Here is a 16,663-nt window from a genome sequence, read left to right as displayed (position 1 = left end):
GCGTTTCTTCTTCACAATTGGTATCCACTTTCTGCGTTCGACCGCTCCGGGGCCACAGCCACCTAGTCGTGCCAGCCGAGGAAGTCGTTCATCTGATCGAGTTCCGTTGCCGTGCCGACTCGTTCACGATTCGACTTCCGACCCGGACGCGCGATCGGCTCGGGCATATTGCGCCCGCGCCTGCCGTCATCGGTCCGCGCCCACGCCAACCACCGCAGGCTGTCGGCGACATCCGCCAGCAGGTGCTCGGCGGTCTGCCATCGACTTCCCTCCGGGTGCATCACCCGAAGCAACGCCGACTCGAGCGGCAGGTGCTTCACGATCGATCGCAGGTCGGCCCAATCGAGTGCGTCGGTGCCGAGCATCCGTAACCGGAGCCCCAGGACGATCAGGTCGTATTCGATTGCCTCGCTGTACTCTTCGAGAAGAGCATCGAGGCTTAGGATTCCCCCAGGCTCAGCCCCGAGTGCGCGCGCCACGCCTCGAGCAGCTGGTGGTAGGCGTCGGGATCCATCTCGTCGAGCGTGGCCAGCGCCTCGGGGGTCAGGCTCAGCTCGAGCAGGGTGTACATCGCGTCGACATCGCCGAGGCGACGGATCCGGCGCACGAGGCCGGGCTTGAGGTAGGACAGCGACGGCAACACGATTTCCGCGCCGTCGACGGTGTAGGTGAAGTCGGTTTTCACGACTGCGGGCTGGGCGATCTTGATGGGAGCAGCAGGAGAAGTCATGGGTAGCAGACCCTTTCGCTTGAATCTGAGTTTTGAAAATAGGAAGGGCCCAACGGCGGCGGGCGGGCCTGCGCATAGGTGTTTTACCCGCCGCCATTGGGGGCTTTTAATCAGGCAGTCTTGAGACCGTCATCGAGGTAGCGGTACGCCTTGATGCCGGAATCGTCCTTGAATGCCTCGACATTGATCGTGAAGCCGGCCAGTTCGTTGGAAACGAACTTCTTCTCGGTGATCGAGGAGATCTTGGCGTTCGGCAGCACGATGCGGAGCTTCTTGTCCTCGGTCTTCATGTCGAAAACCCACGAGCGACGCGGCAGAACCACGCCGGTCTCCCGGACGTTGATCAGCTTGCCCGAGGTGGAGGTCGCCGCAGTGGCGGTCACATTGTTCTCACCGAAGATCTCGCTGAGCACATCCTGGTCCCACACCGCGTACAGGGTGAGGCCGAAGCGAACCGAGTGCTCGGTCTGCAGCTGGGCGATGATGTCGGCGTTCCAGTCCTTGACCGTCTCGACCTTGCGCTCACCGAGCGACTCGATGCCGTCTTCGGAGACATAGCCCAGGGCCTTGAAGGCGGGGGCGATGGTGCCGGCCGCGGTGGTCGGCAGGGTGGTGTTGAGCGGCGCCACCAGGACACCGCCGGAAACGGCCAGGTTGGGGGTACCGGCGCCGATGAAATTACTGGAAGGCAGAGCCATTGTTGTTATCTCCCTTGGGATTGTTGCGCAGGCCCTCGGGATGGGTACTTCAGTTCGACTCCGGATCGGAGTCAGGCGAGGACAGTGCCTCGCACAATCAGGTCGGCGACAAGTGTGTACCGCGGAGCGGCTGTCACCGGATCGGTGTCGTTCTCCATGCCGGCATCCTCCACCTGGTCGCACCACACGGTGCCCAGGTAGCCGGGAGCGGCCGCACTCAGGATCGAACGCACAAGCGCGGCAAGGTTTGCCGCCGCGCCGGCGTCATCGGTGCATTCGAGAACAACACGAGGACGATCAAGAATCAGTTGGGCGCTACGGCGCCCCTCGCGATCCTCGACATCGACTCGGGCTTTTCGGTCGTTTCTGGTTACTCGCACCATGCGGGCAGGATGCGGATCCGGGACCCGGCTGACCACAGTCGCGATATCGGATACCGCAGCGAGTTCCACCGTCAGATAATCGACCAAAGTTTGTTCGATATCAGAAAACAGTATTCTTTCATTCATGTCAAGTCCTTGAAAAGATTGATTTGAAACCATGGCCTAGGCATGAAGAATCCCGACCGGTCAACCGATCGGGACAATCCTAAATCGGCCACGCCTTCGCTAAGCGACACCTTCACGCAGCGGACAGTGCCGTGACCACATTGCGACCCTAATCAACGTCCTCGGGAGCCTGGCACGCGCGAATTTACAACATTCGCAATTCGGCGCCATAACTGCCGTGGCCACATGAGAGGAAATTTCCCGGCGCGGATCGACATCTTAGCGATCATCCACCACCGCCTCATCCACCAGATCCATTGCCAAATAAAGAAGGAACTCAGGAAAGCGCGTAGCCGACTAGGCGCAGGCAGCTGAGCACAGCCCGATGAATCAACTTGATCAAGAGGGATTCCAAATACAATGCTCCTCGCCCAGTCCTCTGGTTGATCCCAATATATGAAATGGTCGTCGCCGACTACCCGCACGCCTACGAATCGGTCGCTAACCCGCGCCACAGCCTCGGAATATCCAATATCGTAAGACTTCGCTATCTCCAAAGCGATCAGACGGAAGTATTCCTCAGATTCTTGGTCTTTCCAAATATTGAACCTCGGCATATTTAAGATCCTTTCCCGTATCGACCGCCTTCATACAATATACCGGTTCAGGACGTCAATCGCAGCGTTCGTGTGCCAACTCGTCTGCGTGCCGCTGCCAGTGGGATCTGCTCCACGCAGATATTTGGGGAGATTCGCTAGAATCGGCCCCTCCACAATATCGAAGGAATGACCCCGAGGAGGTTCGGCGCGTCTAAATCGCGAGATAAACTCAACCCATTCTCCGTCCGCCGATGAAAAGTTCAATCGCGTCAGATTAGAAAGCTCCGATTGCGGAACGCGGAACTCAACCAGCCCTGGCAAAGATCCAGGATTTCGATTTATCGCACTTTGCGCGTACTTGAGAGCCTGATTAACGTCCCGTGACGTATAAAACCCAGGTCCGAAATCGAGTTTCCCGAGTCCGGTTAGACCGAGACTAATACCAGAATTTCTGATAATCGTCGCGGACTCCTCAGTTGTTCCGTGATAGAAAACAATCTCGGGGTCTGTGCCTCGACCTCGCCCCCCAAATGGCCATCGCGTGTGCCAGCCTGACAATCGAGGCGGCCTTCCGGTACCACCGCCGGCCGAACGTCGAGGTTCGCTAATGGAGCTGCCAGCGGGACCAGGAACTGCCGTTCCTCTGTCATGCCTGCTGCCTGTCCTGCCCGCATTGTCGGCGTTGTTCCGCAATGCCTGACGCGCCGCTGGGGTTCGGGCGCTGGCAGATGCCAGTCTGGCTGCTTCGGCTTGGAGGAGGGAAAAGTGCTCGATCTCCGCCACGAGGTTGTGCGCAGCCCGCGCGGTGACGGTCTCGGCGGTGAGTACTTCGCTGAGAGGTCGGCCAGCGCCGAGGCGCTGGTGGGCCGAACTGAGGATACCTGTTTGCGACGCAGGTAGTCTGCTCCCGGCAGTCGACCCCGACTGGATGGGAACGGAATAGACTTCGGGTGTTGCTATTGTTTGCGCGGGGATGGGTTTGGCTTTGGTCGGCAATGCCGCCCGCGGGCTTGATGCAATGTAGTCGGGTTTTGAGTTCCGGGATCCGATGGCGGCGCGCAACCGCTCGAGAGCTGTGATAGACGCCCCGGTTGTCACCCCCGTCAACCCCCGCGAACTGAGCTGAGAGACGGCCAGTTCCCTGGCGGTCAGGGATGCTCCATGTCCGGCCAGTTGGCTGCCGTACCAACGCGCGCCGATACGAGCGCCCCACCCCACTGCGGCGAATGGTAGATCGACTAGAGTTGCCAGTTCGAACACCAGGATGGCATTGTCTTCGACGTTTCCGGCATCCAGAGCTCCGGACTGCTTCGGCACTGATATACCGTCGATAGTTTCGAACGCCGACCACGTTATTCCCTTGTAGTCGGAATCGGTGAGCATCGCCAGCTGGTTGTTCTTATCGAACTGCGCGATAACCGTACGCAATTCACCACCTTTGCCGACGTAGTACCACGGCTGGGTGGCGGTGCCATCCGGCGCGTAGCTCATCGGTCCGCGGTGAGATATTTTGTCCGAATTCCACGATGCCGTGAACGGATCGAAATGATCCCAGGTGTTCGGGCCGCCGATCGCATTGTTGTAGCGATCGATCGGAGTCACGGAATTATCGGGGCCCACCACAGTGCGGTTACCATCGTTGCCAGTGACAATACTGAACGGGGCGCCGTTTGCCCGGCCGGGAACCGTCAACACATTCACATGTTCACCGTCAGACCCGAACACATCTGTCACCGGAGTGCCCAACACCGCGCTCGGCCTGAAGGCCGATTCCACGACCCGACCGTCCGGGAAATAGGCCACGGTGTGACCGCTGGATCCATCCGGATCAAGCTGTGTCACGATCACAGGCAGCGAGGAACCTGACGGCGGCTCATTGATGATCGACCCATCCGGGTACTGCACTGAACGGGAACCATCTGGGTTCGCGGTCCACGTGGTAATCCCGCCGGGGCCAGAGACGGAAAATATCTCGGATACCGAGCCATCCGCGTGGGTAGCAGTCGTTTCCCACGAATTTCCGTTCGTACCGGGCACCGGTGTCGACTGACTAGTCAACACCACCGAACTGTGCATATTCCACACGGTCGTATTGATCGTCCCCGTCGTCGGGTCGACCGCATTTGTCGTGCGACCGCCATCGGGCGTAGCGGTGACCGTCGCGCCATCAAACCGGGTCGATTCGCCGGGCTGCAAGTTTGCTAAATCCCCGACAACCAATGGCGCCGGCAAATTGCCCGGATCCGGCGTAGCCCCCGCCAGCACAGCAGCCGTCGCAGGATCTGTTCCGGTCATGGCCCCCAGCAAGCCCGGAATGGGCGGTTGCGTTACCGTCTGCGGTGCGGGCGGGTTCGAGTTTTCCTGGTTGGGTACCGCATTCGGCGCAGTCGGGGAGGTGGTTGGTGTCTGCGGGGGCATAGGTGCAACTGGCTGTTCAAGCGGCTTCGTATCAGCTGGTGGCGTCCACCCCGCACTCACACCCGGCTGCTCCGGCGGCTTCTTATCGGTCGGCGGTACCCAGCCCAGATTCACCCCCGGCTGAGTGGGGCCCTTATCGTTGACGAACTGCACATCGCTGAGGTTCTCCCCAGCAGAATCGAGTGCTCGACCCGACAGAACCCTGTTGTACGCCCGCGCAGCAGCAGCCGGCGTCATTCCGGAGTGGTTGAACACCCGCGGTTGACGATCACGCTCACGCGACCCGGCACCGATCGGAGACAGGCTCTGCAACCAGCGACCATCACCCGTCGGATCCGGCTCAAGCGCGTTCATCGCGGAGGCTCCGCATCATCGATTCGGCGGCGCAGCTCGGCGACCATCGCCGCATACGCCTCCGACTTCGTCTTCCCTTCGCACGCGATCCCTCGGGGATGCGTCGCGTACCAAGCGCTTCCCTCGACCTGCTTCACTGAGATCTCGTCGAAGTCGTAGAACTCCTCGGCATCAGGGGTCGGCCAGTTGCCCTCGGCATCAGGGGTGATGTGAGCGCCAGTGTCGAACGCACCCGGTGCACCGGCTGGGGTCGGAACCCACCTGATCTCCTCGAGTTCGGCGTGCACGCGTACACCGCGCTTGATGAGATACTCGGCGACCCGGGTTGCCTGCTTGATCGAGGTGACAGTCGGTTCGGCCAGCTTGCGGCCGACTGGGCTGGTCCATTCGGGGAGGTGGATGACCGAGAGTTCTTCTGCCAGTGCGCGAACCTGCGGGTCGAGCTCGTCGTTGTGGTCTGGTTCGGCGAGCTTGCCGGACAGGGTCTGCTGGAGGAACGCCAGAAACTCGGGAGTGACCAGCTGTCCGGATTCGGTCTGGACGTATTCCGGAGGCGACGCTTCGTTGGTGCCGAAGTCGACCGAGCCGATGATTTCCTTGCCGGACATGTGGTGGAGCCTCCCGAGCTTTTGGGCATGAAAAGGGCCCGCGCCTGCTGGCCGGGCCTTTGCGTGGTTGCGGGTGTGGAGTTAGGACAGGCCGAGCAGCGGCAGGATCACCGGGGCGAGCAGCACGGCCAGTTCGAGCAGTTCGAGCAGGACGGGAAGCATGGAATTCACCTCCTCTCAGGTGCCAGGGTTTCGAGGGCCTTGAGGCGGTCCAGGATGTCGGCCAGGGCGTCGACCACGGTCATGCCGTCGAGCTGGTCCCAGCCGGCGAACATGCCCGCATCCCGCTGCTGGCTACCGCACAGCTGCTCGCGGATGTCTTTGACATCGGTGCCGATCGGGCCGCAGAACGCGGTGATGAAATCCTGGATCTGGGTTACTTCGGATGCGCTCATCGGAGCGTCCTCTCCGTCGATGAATGCCTGTACGTCGCGACGGAACTCGTCCATGTCGATGCCGGCGGGGTCGATTTTTCCTTCGTGGGAGTACTCGCGGTGGGCCACGCAGTCTTCGGCGTCGCGGCCGATGCGGGCCAGGATGGCCGCGCAGCCGCGCTTGTAGGCGTCGAGTTGCGCTGGGGTCCAGTCGGTTCCGTCGCCGCGGGAGACGGCTTCGATGCCGATCACGTGGTAGTTGGCGTTGTCGGTGGGCCAGCCGGGCCAGGAACCGCGGCCCGCGTGCCAGCACACGCCGGCGGCGATCACGCGGAAGGTGCCGTCGCGTTCGAGGACCAGCTGGGCCAGCGGGCCGGGGAGGTCGGCGCGGCCGTCCTGGACGATGCGCCAGTCGTTCTTGCCGCCGCCCGCGGTGTGGTGGCAGAGCACGCCGCGCAGGTCACGGAAGTCGCCGTGGCCTCGGTCGCGCCAGCCCTCGTGTTCGATGACGTCCAGCCCGGCAGCGCGCAGCACGTCGGCCAGCCATACCGGGTCTCCTGTCCATCCCATAGGTATCTCCTTGTGTGAGTGAAGGTTCGGGGTCCCGCCCTCGTGGACGAGGGGAAGCGCCGAGGGCGGGACCGTCACTCCTGATGCAGCGGCGACGTCTACGACCGCAGACCACCTGCGGGAGACTCCGCGCTTCAGGAGCGCGGCATGCGGCGGGCTCGAATCCCGCACCGTATCGAGTGTTCTCCGGGGGCCGACCGCATGCAGTTCAGGAACGGCGCAGCCGCCGTCAGATTTCTTCTTGGAGGGTGGCGGGGATCTTGTAGTCCGCCACCGGGGGCTCCATGCCAGGGACATGCAGGCGCAGGAAGCCGAGCAGTTCGTCGATGTGTCGCTGCAGTGCGCGGATCAGCCGGATCGCGTCGCGGAATCGGAGGTGATCGTCGGCGGCCTGCTCCTCGAGCGCGACTACCCGCTCACGCAGCTTGGCGACTTCACGGGCCTGCCATGCTGTCACCGCGCCGATGACTGTCGCAAGGGCCATACCTGCAGCTTGTACGAGTTCAGGGCTCAACCACGATGCCATCCGGTTCACCCACCGATCCGGTCATCGGGGTAACGGCGGGCCTGATGAGCACGCCCGCGATCAGCGGCGTCGCCAATCCGTACAGGGTGAGCAGTGTTTCGATCCATGCCGTATCGATCTCGCGACCGAGAAGATAGGCGAGGACTCCCGTCACAGCGACGAGTACCGACCGGACCAGCGCGGGCTCTGGGGTTCTGCTGATTCTCATGATGTGTTCCTTCCCACAGGGTTTCGCGGGTCTCAGATGCGCCCTTCGGCGACATCGCGGTTCAGTGCCTGGGCGAGAGCGCGGGCGTGGCCGTAGCGGACGTAGTCACTGGTGTGCCTGCCGTCGAACAGGTAGCCGCGGGCGTAGGCGATAGCGCCGGTCCAATGACTCCAGTTGGATGGCGACCACCACCGCTGCAGTTGATTTCGGGTGGCGGTGTCGAGCATTCGCTGTGCCCAGCGCACCGCCGAGTTCGCGCTGGCGAAGCTGAAGAAGGCGCTCAGATCCGCGATGGTCCGCAAGGGGTTGCCCGCGGGCAGTGCGGTGATGGGATCGCCGGGCGCCGCAGCCCAATAGGCGGGGATACCGTCGATGGGCCGCTCGCCGACCACGCCGTATCCGCCGGGGTCGGTGTCGCCGAGATACTTGCCCGCCGGTCTGCGCGGATCGGCGATCAACGCGCAGGCGATCACCTCACGGCCCGGATGTTCACCGCGGCCGATCTCCGCCGCGAGGTCACCGGCAACCGCCGCACCCTGCGAATATCCGGCCAGCACGACAGGGTTCGGCGATCGATCGACAGCGGCCAGGAGCGCCCGCTTACCTTCGGCGACGCTCTCGGCGTAGCTCACCTGCGACCCGTAGTCGGCGGGATAGGGGACCATCCGAGGGGTGAACATCGACTTGTTCAGCGCGTCGGTGAAGGCACCGGTGACGCCGTCGCCGCCAGGATTCCAGGTTCCGCCGACCACGAGTACATCGATCGTGCGGGGCGATCCTTTCGGAGACCACAGTGACATGTTCCTACCTCTCTGGGACGTGAGTGGAGGTCCCGCTCCGACGGAGTGCTCCGCCGGAGCGGGACCGATGCGCCCCTGCGCTGCGACAACGCCTTTCGACCACAGCGAGCTGCGGGAGACGGGCGCGTCAGGGGCGGGCATGCGGCGGCGGCATGCGCCAACGACAAAGCCCCCGTGCCGTTTTCACGGAACGAGGGCTGAGTAGGACTGTGGTTATCGGTGGTGTCGGCCGGGTGCCAGCTGGCGAAGCATCTCGCCCGAGCTGGATGTCGGCCACAAGCACCGATAGGGGTATTCGGAGGGCATCCCGGGCAGCCAGCCCAGGCGGTTCAGCAGATGCACCGGTATCACCGCGAACTCCTCGTTGGCCAGGTGTTGCAATCGCCAACCGAGCAGGAACTCGGTGACCCCGAGGAGCGCGGAGACATCGGTGAGGTTGTCGCCCACCTCCAGCGCGTCACGCAGGTGGGAGACGGGGATGAGGCGTTGTGCCACCACATCGTGCACCTGCATTTCGATCCGGCCGCGCCATCGCTCGCCGTCGAGTGCGGCTGCCAGTTCGCGTGATTCGGCCATCTCGATGTGAGCAACAGCGTGTGCGATGACTTCGTTTCGTACATGACCGGACAGGTCGGCCTGGATGAGGACTGCGCGGTCGACTACCGACCAATACGACACGAAGTCGAAGACCACGGCCGAATCGACCCGGATTCCCTGGTTGAACGCAGATTCTTGGGCGTTGAACCCATTGCGCTGCACCGCGATATCTTGTCGGTCCGGCATCGAAGCATCCGACTCACCTTCATCACCCATGGCAATACACAACTCTCACAACTCGGAACTGACCACGACCCGTCGCATCATCACCACCGGAGACGGTGCCAGATGCCGTGTGTCAGGTCACCGAGAGGTGGTACGCGTCACCGTGGTCGGCGCCCGGAGCGAGCGCCAACGATCCACCGCACCAGCGACGACTTGGAGGTCTTCTACGCAGATGTCGGAGAGGTCGACATGGCCGACACGGTTCCTTCGGCCTGGTATCGAGTCGTCTACTCGATAGAGGGGCTCGCCGCCTTCGCGAGTAGGTCTCTCACCGGTCGGCTTACCGGATTCATCGGGAGTAAATGCATCGAATGCACCTGACACAAGTAGAACCTCACCCAGCAGCCGAAATGTCGAGACTCTCGGTCGAGAGCACGGTCCCATTCTAGCGGTGACGTGAACCGAGTCCCGGTCAGGATCTGCGGGGACAGCGCTCGCCGGCATCGAATTGCAGTGTGCCGAAATGATTTTGGGCACGACAAATCCCGCTGGCACTAGTTTGCGCCATCGGCCACAACTTGTCAACACCGACTTTCACAAGAAGCTAAATCCCAGGTAGAAGCAGGTATTCCGATATGAAGCGGTGGCGCGATCGGGCTGAACTTGTTGCGGCCTAAGCACTTCGGGCCTCTGAATCCGGCCGTGCAGAGGCCCCACAACGCCAGCGGGGCGCCGGCAACAATCTGCCGACGCCCCGCTGGGTCACTCTGTTCGCTATGCATCTTTCGCCCGGTGCCGCGCCGGAAGGGCACGGTGCGCATCCAAAACCTCACCCACGATGAAGAGCTCCGGCCAGTCCGGCGACCAGGGCCCCGGGACCGGGCTGATCAGACCGGCCTTGCGCAGTGTGCGCACCCGCCGAGCGGTGAGGTTCCGGAAACCGTCACCCAGCTCTTCGGCGAGTTTGCCGATCGCGGCCGCATGAAGGCGAACCGCCCTGGCGCGCAGAACCAGAGCCGCATCGGCGGGAGCGAGATCGACCGGCGGACACACCACCGCTTCCGCGGCCTCGATCGCCGCCGCGAACTCAGCGGGCGCGGCCTCCACACCTTCCGTCATCGCCAGCGCGATGATGTTGCGCTGCAACCACTCCGCCATTCCGCTGATGGTCGCGACCCCGGTGTAGTCGACGCCGCGCTGTTCGCAGACCAACCGAACCCAGGCCACCAAGACCGACTGGAGATGGTCGGCCGCGCGAGCGGCGACGGGATTGAACGGAAGTCGTTGTTCCCGTGAGCCATTGCGCGTGCGGTAGTCCACCGCGCCGAAGCGGGTCTGGCGCGTGCGCGCGTCCGACAGATCCTCGGCCAGGTCGGGGATATCCCCGAGCATCCGGGCCAGATCCCGCGCGGCTTCCCGATCCAGGTACAGGTGGTTGTCATCGGCCCACCTGTCCAGTGGGGTCACGCCGCATGAGTCCTCACGAATGCGGTTCGACGCCGTGACGGCATCGTATGGGCCCATGTACTTGCTCCTTCGGTCGATAGCGGGCCGGAGCCCCGGTCGTACCCTGCTACGCGGCCGAAATCGAGTGGCGCGCCCCCGGGCTGTGTCCAGGAGTGGCTCCTACTGGGACCCACAATCGGACACTCGTTGTATGCAACGTTGTTGCAACGCGTCTGTCAAGCCGAAGCGGCAGAGTGCTGTACCCAGTCACGTACCACCACAAACAATCTCGCCGTTCGCTGTTACGGTCTACATTCGGTGCAGGATTTCGATTCGCAAATTCGCAGCCGATGACTACATACACTTCATGCATCAGTGCAAACAATCTGCTACCCTCGATGCATGGTGAGACAACGGAGCGCGGTGGTCCCCGCCGAGGTCAGCGCCACCCTGCGACTTGCTCGCAAGGAGCGCGAGATGTCGATGGACCGCGCCGCGAAAGCAGCACGGATCAGTACGAGCCTGTGGACGCAGGTCGAGAACGGGACCCAGTACAAGCGCGGACAGAAGGTCCCCGCCAGCACCACGGCCGAGACCTTGCAGGCCATGGCGGCGGCGGTCGGGCTCGATGCCGAACCGCTGCTGACCCAAGCGGGGCTGGACCCGATCGAGACGGAGCACGTTCGACCGCAATCCACCGAGGGAATCGTCGATCTCTCCGGGTTGTCCGAAGGTGATCTGCGGATTGTCGCCGCTTACGTCAACGGGCTTCGGGCAGCCAGGCACAGCTGAGCCCGACGACGAATGCCCCGCTCATGGCGGGGCATTCGTTTTTGCTGGCTAGTCGATCAGGCGACCGGGGTCGGTGCCGGGCGGGCTCCCGCGTCCATCTTGTCCATCAGACGGCGACCGAGGTTGTGGAAGGGCTTCTCGATCGTGTGGTAGGTCAGGGTCGCGAGAGCGATCGAGCCGATCACCCAGGTGCACCAGGTGAGCCAGGCCGCGGATATCCCGAGAACTGATGTTGTCCAGGGGTTTATGGCGCCCAATACGAGGGCGTGCATGAGATATAGCGAGAAACTGATCCGCCCGAGGAACAGCAAGGGGCGCGGGAAGGAATACCGGCGCAGTAGCAGCGCGGCACCGAACAGCAGGTAGGCGCAGACCATGGTGACCGCTTCTTTCCACCAGGGGACCCACACGCCGGTCGCCGGGTCCAGGTGGGGCTGCTCGACGACGAACTTGAACCCGAGGATCACGCATGCGGCGAACCCGAACATCCCCCAGCCGAGCATGGTGCCGATCTCGCCCGCCGTCATCCGGTAGAGCACCGTGCCGACGAGCATCGTCGCGAAGATCGTGGCGGAGTATGCCGACGGACCGGGTTGGTTGAGGACCAGCGGGACGGCGATCGATGCGAGTAGAACCGCTGCGCCGGCCGAGCGCCTGGTGGCCGCACGACGAGCGAAGAACACCGCGACCGCCACTGTCACGACCACGACCATCAGGCGACTGACAAGGTTCGCGTCGGGGCCGTTGACCATCGCAACCGGCAGGAACAGTGCGGCGACAATCGAGCCGATCGCAAGGACGGCCAGCGGCACCGATCGCCGGTTGAGCCCACCGAGAAACAACAGCGACACGAACAGGTAGAACACCAACTCGTAGGAGAGCGTCCACGCGGCCCCGATCACCTGAGTGTTCGGCGCGCCGAGGAAGAACTGCACCATTGTGGCGTTCGTGATCATGTGCCATGCGGGATCGGCCAGAAAGCCCGATTGCAGACTGAACCGGCCGACTGAATGGAGGATCATCGCCGCGATCAGACACCCCCAGAACAACGGGAACAGCCGGAAGAACCGGCCTACCCAGAAGGCGGCAAGCGATCGCCCGCGCTCCAATGACGCAGGGATGATGAAGCCGCTGACGATAAAGAAGACGAAGACCCCGAACATGCCGGCCCCGAAATGCGACGACGAGAACCGTGCGTATTCAGGCCACAGTCGCTCCCCACAATGACCGATCACTACCGCCGAGGCCGCCAAACCTCGAAGCGCATCCAGAAACTCGAACCGGCCACCACGGGTGCGTACTTTCTCTTCGACCCGCACTACCGGATCGATCACTGCTTCATCAGATTTCGTCACACCACACCGCAAATAGTTCGAACAAGGCCAACTCGACCCATAGGTCGCGATCTTAGTGGCGACCGGACAACTCTGAGCTACCGGAGCTACCATGATTGCCAACTTTGTTGCCGACTGAAAATTTCTAACACGGTCGGCGACCCCTCCCTAGCCCGCGACATTCGGGGCATTCGCCGAACCATTGCTGTGCGTTTGCCCGACGGGCGCCCGGCAGCAGGGCTCGTTTCGGGGATCTCATATCGATTGCTCGAAGACCACCGTTCGGCATCACGAACGGGAACTCGAACAAGATCATTACCGCTGGACGATCGATCAATCGCGCGAACGGCGGCAAGATCCCCGCAGCGAAGGATCGAGGCAGCGCATCACGCTTGTGCCGAACCTTGCTATATACCCAGTTAATGCTCGGCTTAGTCCATGATTGATATCACCCCGAAAACCTGTAACAGGTTCTGGTGTCCAACCGATTGGCACGCAGCCATATTCATGTTTCCCCGCCGCGCGCTGCGCTGACCGGAATATGTGCTGCCAGTTTCCTGCCGGATAGCTGTTTACTCAGGGCCGCATGCCTTTTCGGGCATGCGGCCCCCACACGTGCGATATCGACCGGGATGGACCGGTCTCGCTACGACGGGCAGTTGACCGTGTACTCCCACTGGGTGTCATTCGGTCCTGTGACCCGAACACTCACCGTCGAGGACGAGCCCGCGGGCAACGACACGACCCGAGATCCGGTGCCCTGGTTGGCATTGTCGCCGACGTAGCCGGTGTCGAGCACCTGCCCGCCTTCGTAGAAGACCTGGATGCGGTCGGGGATGTTGAGGGTTTCGTAGGTCAGGACGAACGAGGTCGGTCCGGTGACGCCGAGCTGATGCGTCGTGTTGGTGACGCCGGCCCCGCCGGACTTGGTCGAGCGGTTGCACGGCTGCACGCTCTCGGACGACCCGCCGCTCGAGCTACCGCCGAGGATTCCACTGCCGGTATCGAGCAGATCTCCCAGAATCCCACTGCCCGTGTCGATCACCCCGCTCCCGGTTTCACCGCTGCCGGTGTCCGCGCCCGCCGCCCCGGCGGTCGCGACCAGCGACAGCGCTGCCCCCGCGACGGCAACCGCCCGCAGAATCCCCCGATTCGAAAGACTGATCTTGTTCACAACGCTTCCTCCACAACACTTCTCGCCACGGATCTGGATCTGGTGAACCCGCCGACGCGACCGAACGATCGCTGGGCAAGAGAAGTTCTACCCGCGTTTCAGAGGAATCGAAATGCTCGAAATTCGGCCACCACAGTGTTCAGATGCCGAATAGTTGCCCGGTGGTGCTAGCACGCGATATTGGCGGCCCGGCAACACTGCAAAGGCCGCCCACCGCGCACTGGGCAATTTCTTAGCACGCAGAAGAAAACACCGGACGGTAGACCAGAACGGGCGAAAACGCGCTCTACGGCAATTGTGTAGCGAACCAAGTCGGGCCGATGAGTAAAGTCACAGCAATTACCCGTAACGACGACTATCGGGATGACGATCGACCAACCTTACGAAAGCGTAAGGCCCCGAACACAATCCCCCGTGACGACCGATTCTCCGTGCCCTGAAGCCGGCAAGGGCCGCACACCCCCCTGGAGTGTGCGGCCCTTGCCGGTGGAGACTCAGCGCAAGGTTGCGGTGAGGTGTGGGTACCCCTTTTTGGGATGCAGGATGGAGAGATCCCAGCCGGATCCGACCTGGTCGGCGTAGATGTTCACCGAGGACGGAAGGAAGATCGGCTTGCCGAACTTGACCGCGTAAGTGGCCTTTTCGGGGACACGGCCCTCGACGGTGCTGAGGATCGCGGCGGCCGACCACATGCCGTGGGCGATGGTCTGCGGGAAACCCATGGCCTTGGCACCGATCCCGGAGACGTGGATCGGGTTGTGGTCGCCGGACGCGGCGGCGTAGCGGTTGATCATCTTCTGATCCACGCGCTGCACGCGCAGCGGGGGCGGGGGCACCTCGTCGGCGGGAGGCGCCGGCTTGGGGCCGCCCGACAGGGACGTGCGCTGCTGGTGCAGGAAGGTGGTCACCTGCCGCCAGACGAGTTCACGACCGACGCTGATCTCCGTGATCGCGTCCACCAGAAGACCTTTCGGGTGTTCGCGGAGGTTCTCGATATGGGTGGAGAAATCGAGGGGCTCGGCGACCGAGATCTCGCGGGTGCGTTCGATGACGTTCTCGAAGTGCACCGCACCGACCGCGCTGAACGGGAAGTCCCGTGCGACGACGAGTTGCATCGCCAGCGGGAAGCTGAGGATGAACGGGTACGTCAGCGGCAGGGTGTCGCTGAAACGCAGGCCGGTGGCATGGCAGTACGCCGCGAGATGGTCGGGGTCGACCCGCACGCCCTCGAGGACTACTCGACGGTCGGGCAGGGTCGGCTTGCGCGCCGACAGCGGAGCGGGCAGCGGGATGGCGCCCAGCGCCGCCTTGGCGTACAGGCCGCCGTTCTTGGGAACCTCGGTGAGGGTGATCGTCTGAGTCATCAGGCGCCGATCAGGCTCTGACCGCAGACGCGAACCACGTTGCCGCTCACCGCGTTCGACGCGGGGCTCGCGAAGTAGGCGATGGTCTCGGCGACGTCGACGGTCTGGCCACCCTGCAGCAGCGAGCTCATCAGGCGACCGGCCTCACGGGTGCCGACGGGGATGGCGGCGGTCATCGCGGTCTCGATGAAACCGGGCGCCACCGCGTTGATGGTGATGCCCTTCTCGGCCAGCAGCGGGGACTCGGCGTCGACCATGCCGATGACGCCCGCCTTGGACGCGCCGTAGTTGGTCTGGCCGCGGTTGCCCGCGATGCCCGCGATGGAGGACACGTCGATCACGCGTCCGCCTTCCTTGAGCACGCCCTTGGCGACGAGGCCGGAGGTGATGCGGTGCGGGGCAGCGAGGTTGACGTTGATCACCGAGTTCCAGCGGCCCTCGTCCATGTTGGCGAGCAGCTTGTCGCGGGTGATGCCGGCGTTGTGGACGACGATGTCGATGCCGCCGAAACGCTCGGTGGCGAAGTCGGCCAGCCGCTCGGCGGCGTCGGGCGCGGTGACGTCGAGGGCCAGCGCGGTGGCGCCGATCTTGTTCGCGGTGTCGGACAGCGCCTCGCCCGCGGCGGGGATGTCGGCGACGATCACGGTGGCGCCGTCACGGGCGAACACCTCGGCGATGGTGGCGCCGATACCGCGCGCGGCGCCGGTCACGACAGCGACCTTGCCCGCGAGCGGGGAGTCCCACGAAGCCGGGGCGACCGAGTCGGCGGAACCGACCCGGATGACCTGACCGTCGACGAAGGCCGACTTGCCCGAGAGCAGGAAGCGCAGGGTCGACTCGAGGCCGGTCGCGGCGGCGCCCGCCTCGGGGTGCACGTAGACGAGCTGACCGGTCGCGCCGCGCAGCAGCTCCTTGGCGACCGAACGGGTGAAGCCCTCGAGCGCGCGCTGGGCGATCTGCTCGTCGACCGAGCCGGCCAGCTCGGGGGTCGTGCCGAGAACCACGACACGGCCCGACGGCGCGAGGCTGCGCATGGCGGGCTGGAAGAACTCGAACAGCTGCGCGAGCTTGTCGATCGAATCGATGCCGGTGGCGTCGAAGACCAGCGCGCCGTACTTGGTGCCCGAGTCGGGCGAGTCCGCGACGGTGTAGTCCGACAGCAGCGCGCGGACCGGCTCGGCCAGGCGACCCTTGCCGCCGAGCAGCACCGGGCCGGGCAGCGCGGGCTCGCCTGCCTTGTAGCGGCGCAGTTCGGCCGGCTGCGGGAGGCCCAGCTTGCTCGCGAGGAACGCGCCGGGGGCGGAGTGGATGAAAGATCCGTAGAGGTTCGGTGCACCCTTGCTCTTGGCTGCCACTGTTCCTACCTTCTCTGTGCTCGACGAGTGTGTGACCGTGCTCCGCCCAGTGTCCCCCGTGTG

The 16,663-nt window shown here is 63.6% G+C and carries 17 protein-coding genes; 1 reads left to right on the top strand and 16 read right to left on the bottom strand.

What is annotated here, in order from left to right; translation table 11 throughout:
* Positions 1-62 precede the first annotated feature (62 nt).
* The 12 genes from ACFULV_RS07045 to ACFULV_RS06990 all read right to left on the bottom strand — a co-directional run bounded on the left by ACFULV_RS07045 (position 63) and on the right by ACFULV_RS06990 (position 10,602).
* Positions 63-365: a DUF5361 domain-containing protein gene (locus ACFULV_RS07045; protein ID WP_378653907.1), complete on the bottom strand. Its 303-nt coding sequence runs from the start codon at positions 363-365 to the stop codon at positions 63-65.
* Between the two features lie 74 nt (positions 366-439).
* Positions 440-730, bottom strand: coding sequence for a hypothetical protein (locus tag ACFULV_RS07040; RefSeq protein ID WP_378653904.1), 291 nt, complete (start codon positions 728-730; stop codon positions 440-442).
* 110 nt (positions 731-840) lie between these two features.
* The gene (locus ACFULV_RS07035; RefSeq protein ID WP_194829414.1) at positions 841-1,428 is read right to left on the bottom strand and encodes a hypothetical protein; all 588 of its coding nucleotides are present in this window, start codon (positions 1,426-1,428) and stop codon (positions 841-843) included.
* A gap of 71 nt (positions 1,429-1,499) precedes the next feature.
* Entirely contained in the window at positions 1,500-1,937 is a 438-nt protein-coding gene (locus tag ACFULV_RS07030; RefSeq protein ID WP_378653900.1) for a hypothetical protein, read from the bottom strand.
* Between the two features lie 626 nt (positions 1,938-2,563).
* Positions 2,564-5,287, bottom strand: a complete 2,724-nt coding sequence (locus ACFULV_RS07025; protein WP_378653897.1) for a DUF3990 domain-containing protein — start codon at positions 5,285-5,287, stop codon at positions 2,564-2,566.
* Entirely contained in the window at positions 5,284-5,895 is a 612-nt protein-coding gene (locus ACFULV_RS07020; RefSeq protein ID WP_378653894.1) for a hypothetical protein, read from the bottom strand. The genes ACFULV_RS07025 and ACFULV_RS07020 overlap by 4 nt, the downstream gene beginning before the upstream one ends.
* Before the next feature lie 167 nt (positions 5,896-6,062).
* On the bottom strand, positions 6,063-6,839 hold the full coding sequence (locus tag ACFULV_RS07015) for an N-acetylmuramoyl-L-alanine amidase (protein ID WP_378653892.1): 777 nt from the start codon (positions 6,837-6,839) through the stop codon (positions 6,063-6,065).
* A 229-nt stretch (positions 6,840-7,068) separates the two neighbouring features.
* Complete coding sequence (locus tag ACFULV_RS07010) at positions 7,069-7,323, bottom strand: hypothetical protein (protein WP_063005185.1); 255 nt, start codon at positions 7,321-7,323, stop codon at positions 7,069-7,071.
* A gap of 19 nt (positions 7,324-7,342) precedes the next feature.
* Positions 7,343-7,573, bottom strand: coding sequence for a hypothetical protein (locus ACFULV_RS07005; protein ID WP_378653888.1), 231 nt, complete (start codon positions 7,571-7,573; stop codon positions 7,343-7,345).
* Positions 7,574-7,605: 32 nt separating this feature from the next.
* Positions 7,606-8,373, bottom strand: a complete 768-nt coding sequence (locus ACFULV_RS07000; protein ID WP_378635118.1) for an alpha/beta fold hydrolase — start codon at positions 8,371-8,373, stop codon at positions 7,606-7,608.
* A gap of 213 nt (positions 8,374-8,586) precedes the next feature.
* Positions 8,587-9,156: an ImmA/IrrE family metallo-endopeptidase gene (locus ACFULV_RS06995; RefSeq protein ID WP_378635117.1), complete on the bottom strand. Its 570-nt coding sequence runs from the start codon at positions 9,154-9,156 to the stop codon at positions 8,587-8,589.
* A gap of 753 nt (positions 9,157-9,909) precedes the next feature.
* On the bottom strand, positions 9,910-10,602 hold the full coding sequence (locus ACFULV_RS06990; RefSeq protein ID WP_378635115.1) for a hypothetical protein: 693 nt from the start codon (positions 10,600-10,602) through the stop codon (positions 9,910-9,912).
* Positions 10,603-10,983: 381 nt separating this feature from the next.
* On the opposite strand from ACFULV_RS06990, the gene ACFULV_RS06985 reads away from it, so the two are divergent.
* Complete coding sequence (locus ACFULV_RS06985) at positions 10,984-11,373, top strand: helix-turn-helix domain-containing protein (protein ID WP_378653885.1); 390 nt, start codon at positions 10,984-10,986, stop codon at positions 11,371-11,373.
* Positions 11,374-11,429: 56 nt separating this feature from the next.
* Here the strand turns inward: ACFULV_RS06985 and ACFULV_RS06980 are convergent, their stop codons facing one another.
* The 4 genes from ACFULV_RS06980 to ACFULV_RS06965 all read right to left on the bottom strand — a co-directional run bounded on the left by ACFULV_RS06980 (position 11,430) and on the right by ACFULV_RS06965 (position 16,600).
* Entirely contained in the window at positions 11,430-12,821 is a 1,392-nt protein-coding gene (locus ACFULV_RS06980; RefSeq protein ID WP_378653883.1) for an acyltransferase family protein, read from the bottom strand.
* 532 nt (positions 12,822-13,353) lie between these two features.
* A complete protein-coding gene (locus ACFULV_RS06975) occupies positions 13,354-13,881 on the bottom strand; it encodes a hypothetical protein (RefSeq protein ID WP_378653881.1) in 528 nt (175 codons plus the stop codon).
* 494 nt (positions 13,882-14,375) lie between these two features.
* Positions 14,376-15,245 carry a MaoC family dehydratase gene (locus ACFULV_RS06970; protein ID WP_378653879.1) on the bottom strand — a complete coding sequence of 290 codons (870 nt, stop codon included), beginning with the start codon at positions 15,243-15,245 and terminating at the stop codon, positions 14,376-14,378.
* The gene (locus ACFULV_RS06965; protein ID WP_378653876.1) at positions 15,245-16,600 is read right to left on the bottom strand and encodes a 3-oxoacyl-ACP reductase; all 1,356 of its coding nucleotides are present in this window, start codon (positions 16,598-16,600) and stop codon (positions 15,245-15,247) included. The genes ACFULV_RS06970 and ACFULV_RS06965 overlap by 1 nt, the downstream gene beginning before the upstream one ends.
* Positions 16,601-16,663: the final 63 nt, after the last annotated feature.

This window comes from Nocardia sp. NPDC057272 (genome assembly GCF_042668615.1).
Taxonomy (GTDB): Bacteria; Actinomycetota; Actinomycetes; order Mycobacteriales; family Mycobacteriaceae; genus Nocardia.
The sequence above is the reverse complement of the archived record's forward strand: the minus strand, read 5'-3'. Positions and strand labels throughout refer to the sequence as shown.

Excerpts from the sequence above, each read along its gene's own strand:
- ACFULV_RS07045 (WP_378653907.1), bottom strand. The coding sequence starts at position 365 with ATGCTCGGCACCGACGCACTCGATTGGGCCGACCTGCGATCGATCGTG.
- ACFULV_RS07040 (WP_378653904.1), bottom strand. The coding sequence starts at position 730 with ATGACTTCTCCTGCTGCTCCCATCAAGATCGCCCAGCCCGCAGTCGTG.
- ACFULV_RS07035 (WP_194829414.1), bottom strand. The coding sequence starts at position 1,428 with ATGGCTCTGCCTTCCAGTAATTTCATCGGCGCCGGTACCCCCAACCTG.
- ACFULV_RS07030 (WP_378653900.1), bottom strand. The coding sequence starts at position 1,937 with ATGAATGAAAGAATACTGTTTTCTGATATCGAACAAACTTTGGTCGAT.
- ACFULV_RS07025 (WP_378653897.1), bottom strand. The coding sequence starts at position 5,287 with ATGAACGCGCTTGAGCCGGATCCGACGGGTGATGGTCGCTGGTTGCAG.
- ACFULV_RS07020 (WP_378653894.1), bottom strand. The coding sequence starts at position 5,895 with ATGTCCGGCAAGGAAATCATCGGCTCGGTCGACTTCGGCACCAACGAA.
- ACFULV_RS07015 (WP_378653892.1), bottom strand. The coding sequence starts at position 6,839 with ATGGGATGGACAGGAGACCCGGTATGGCTGGCCGACGTGCTGCGCGCT.
- ACFULV_RS07010 (WP_063005185.1), bottom strand. The coding sequence starts at position 7,323 with ATGGCCCTTGCGACAGTCATCGGCGCGGTGACAGCATGGCAGGCCCGT.
- ACFULV_RS07005 (WP_378653888.1), bottom strand. The coding sequence starts at position 7,573 with ATGAGAATCAGCAGAACCCCAGAGCCCGCGCTGGTCCGGTCGGTACTC.
- ACFULV_RS07000 (WP_378635118.1), bottom strand. The coding sequence starts at position 8,373 with ATGTCACTGTGGTCTCCGAAAGGATCGCCCCGCACGATCGATGTACTC.
- ACFULV_RS06995 (WP_378635117.1), bottom strand. The coding sequence starts at position 9,156 with ATGCCGGACCGACAAGATATCGCGGTGCAGCGCAATGGGTTCAACGCC.
- ACFULV_RS06985 (WP_378653885.1), top strand. The coding sequence starts at position 10,984 with ATGGTGAGACAACGGAGCGCGGTGGTCCCCGCCGAGGTCAGCGCCACC.
- ACFULV_RS06980 (WP_378653883.1), bottom strand. The coding sequence starts at position 12,821 with ATGGTAGCTCCGGTAGCTCAGAGTTGTCCGGTCGCCACTAAGATCGCG.
- ACFULV_RS06970 (WP_378653879.1), bottom strand. The coding sequence starts at position 15,245 with ATGACTCAGACGATCACCCTCACCGAGGTTCCCAAGAACGGCGGCCTG.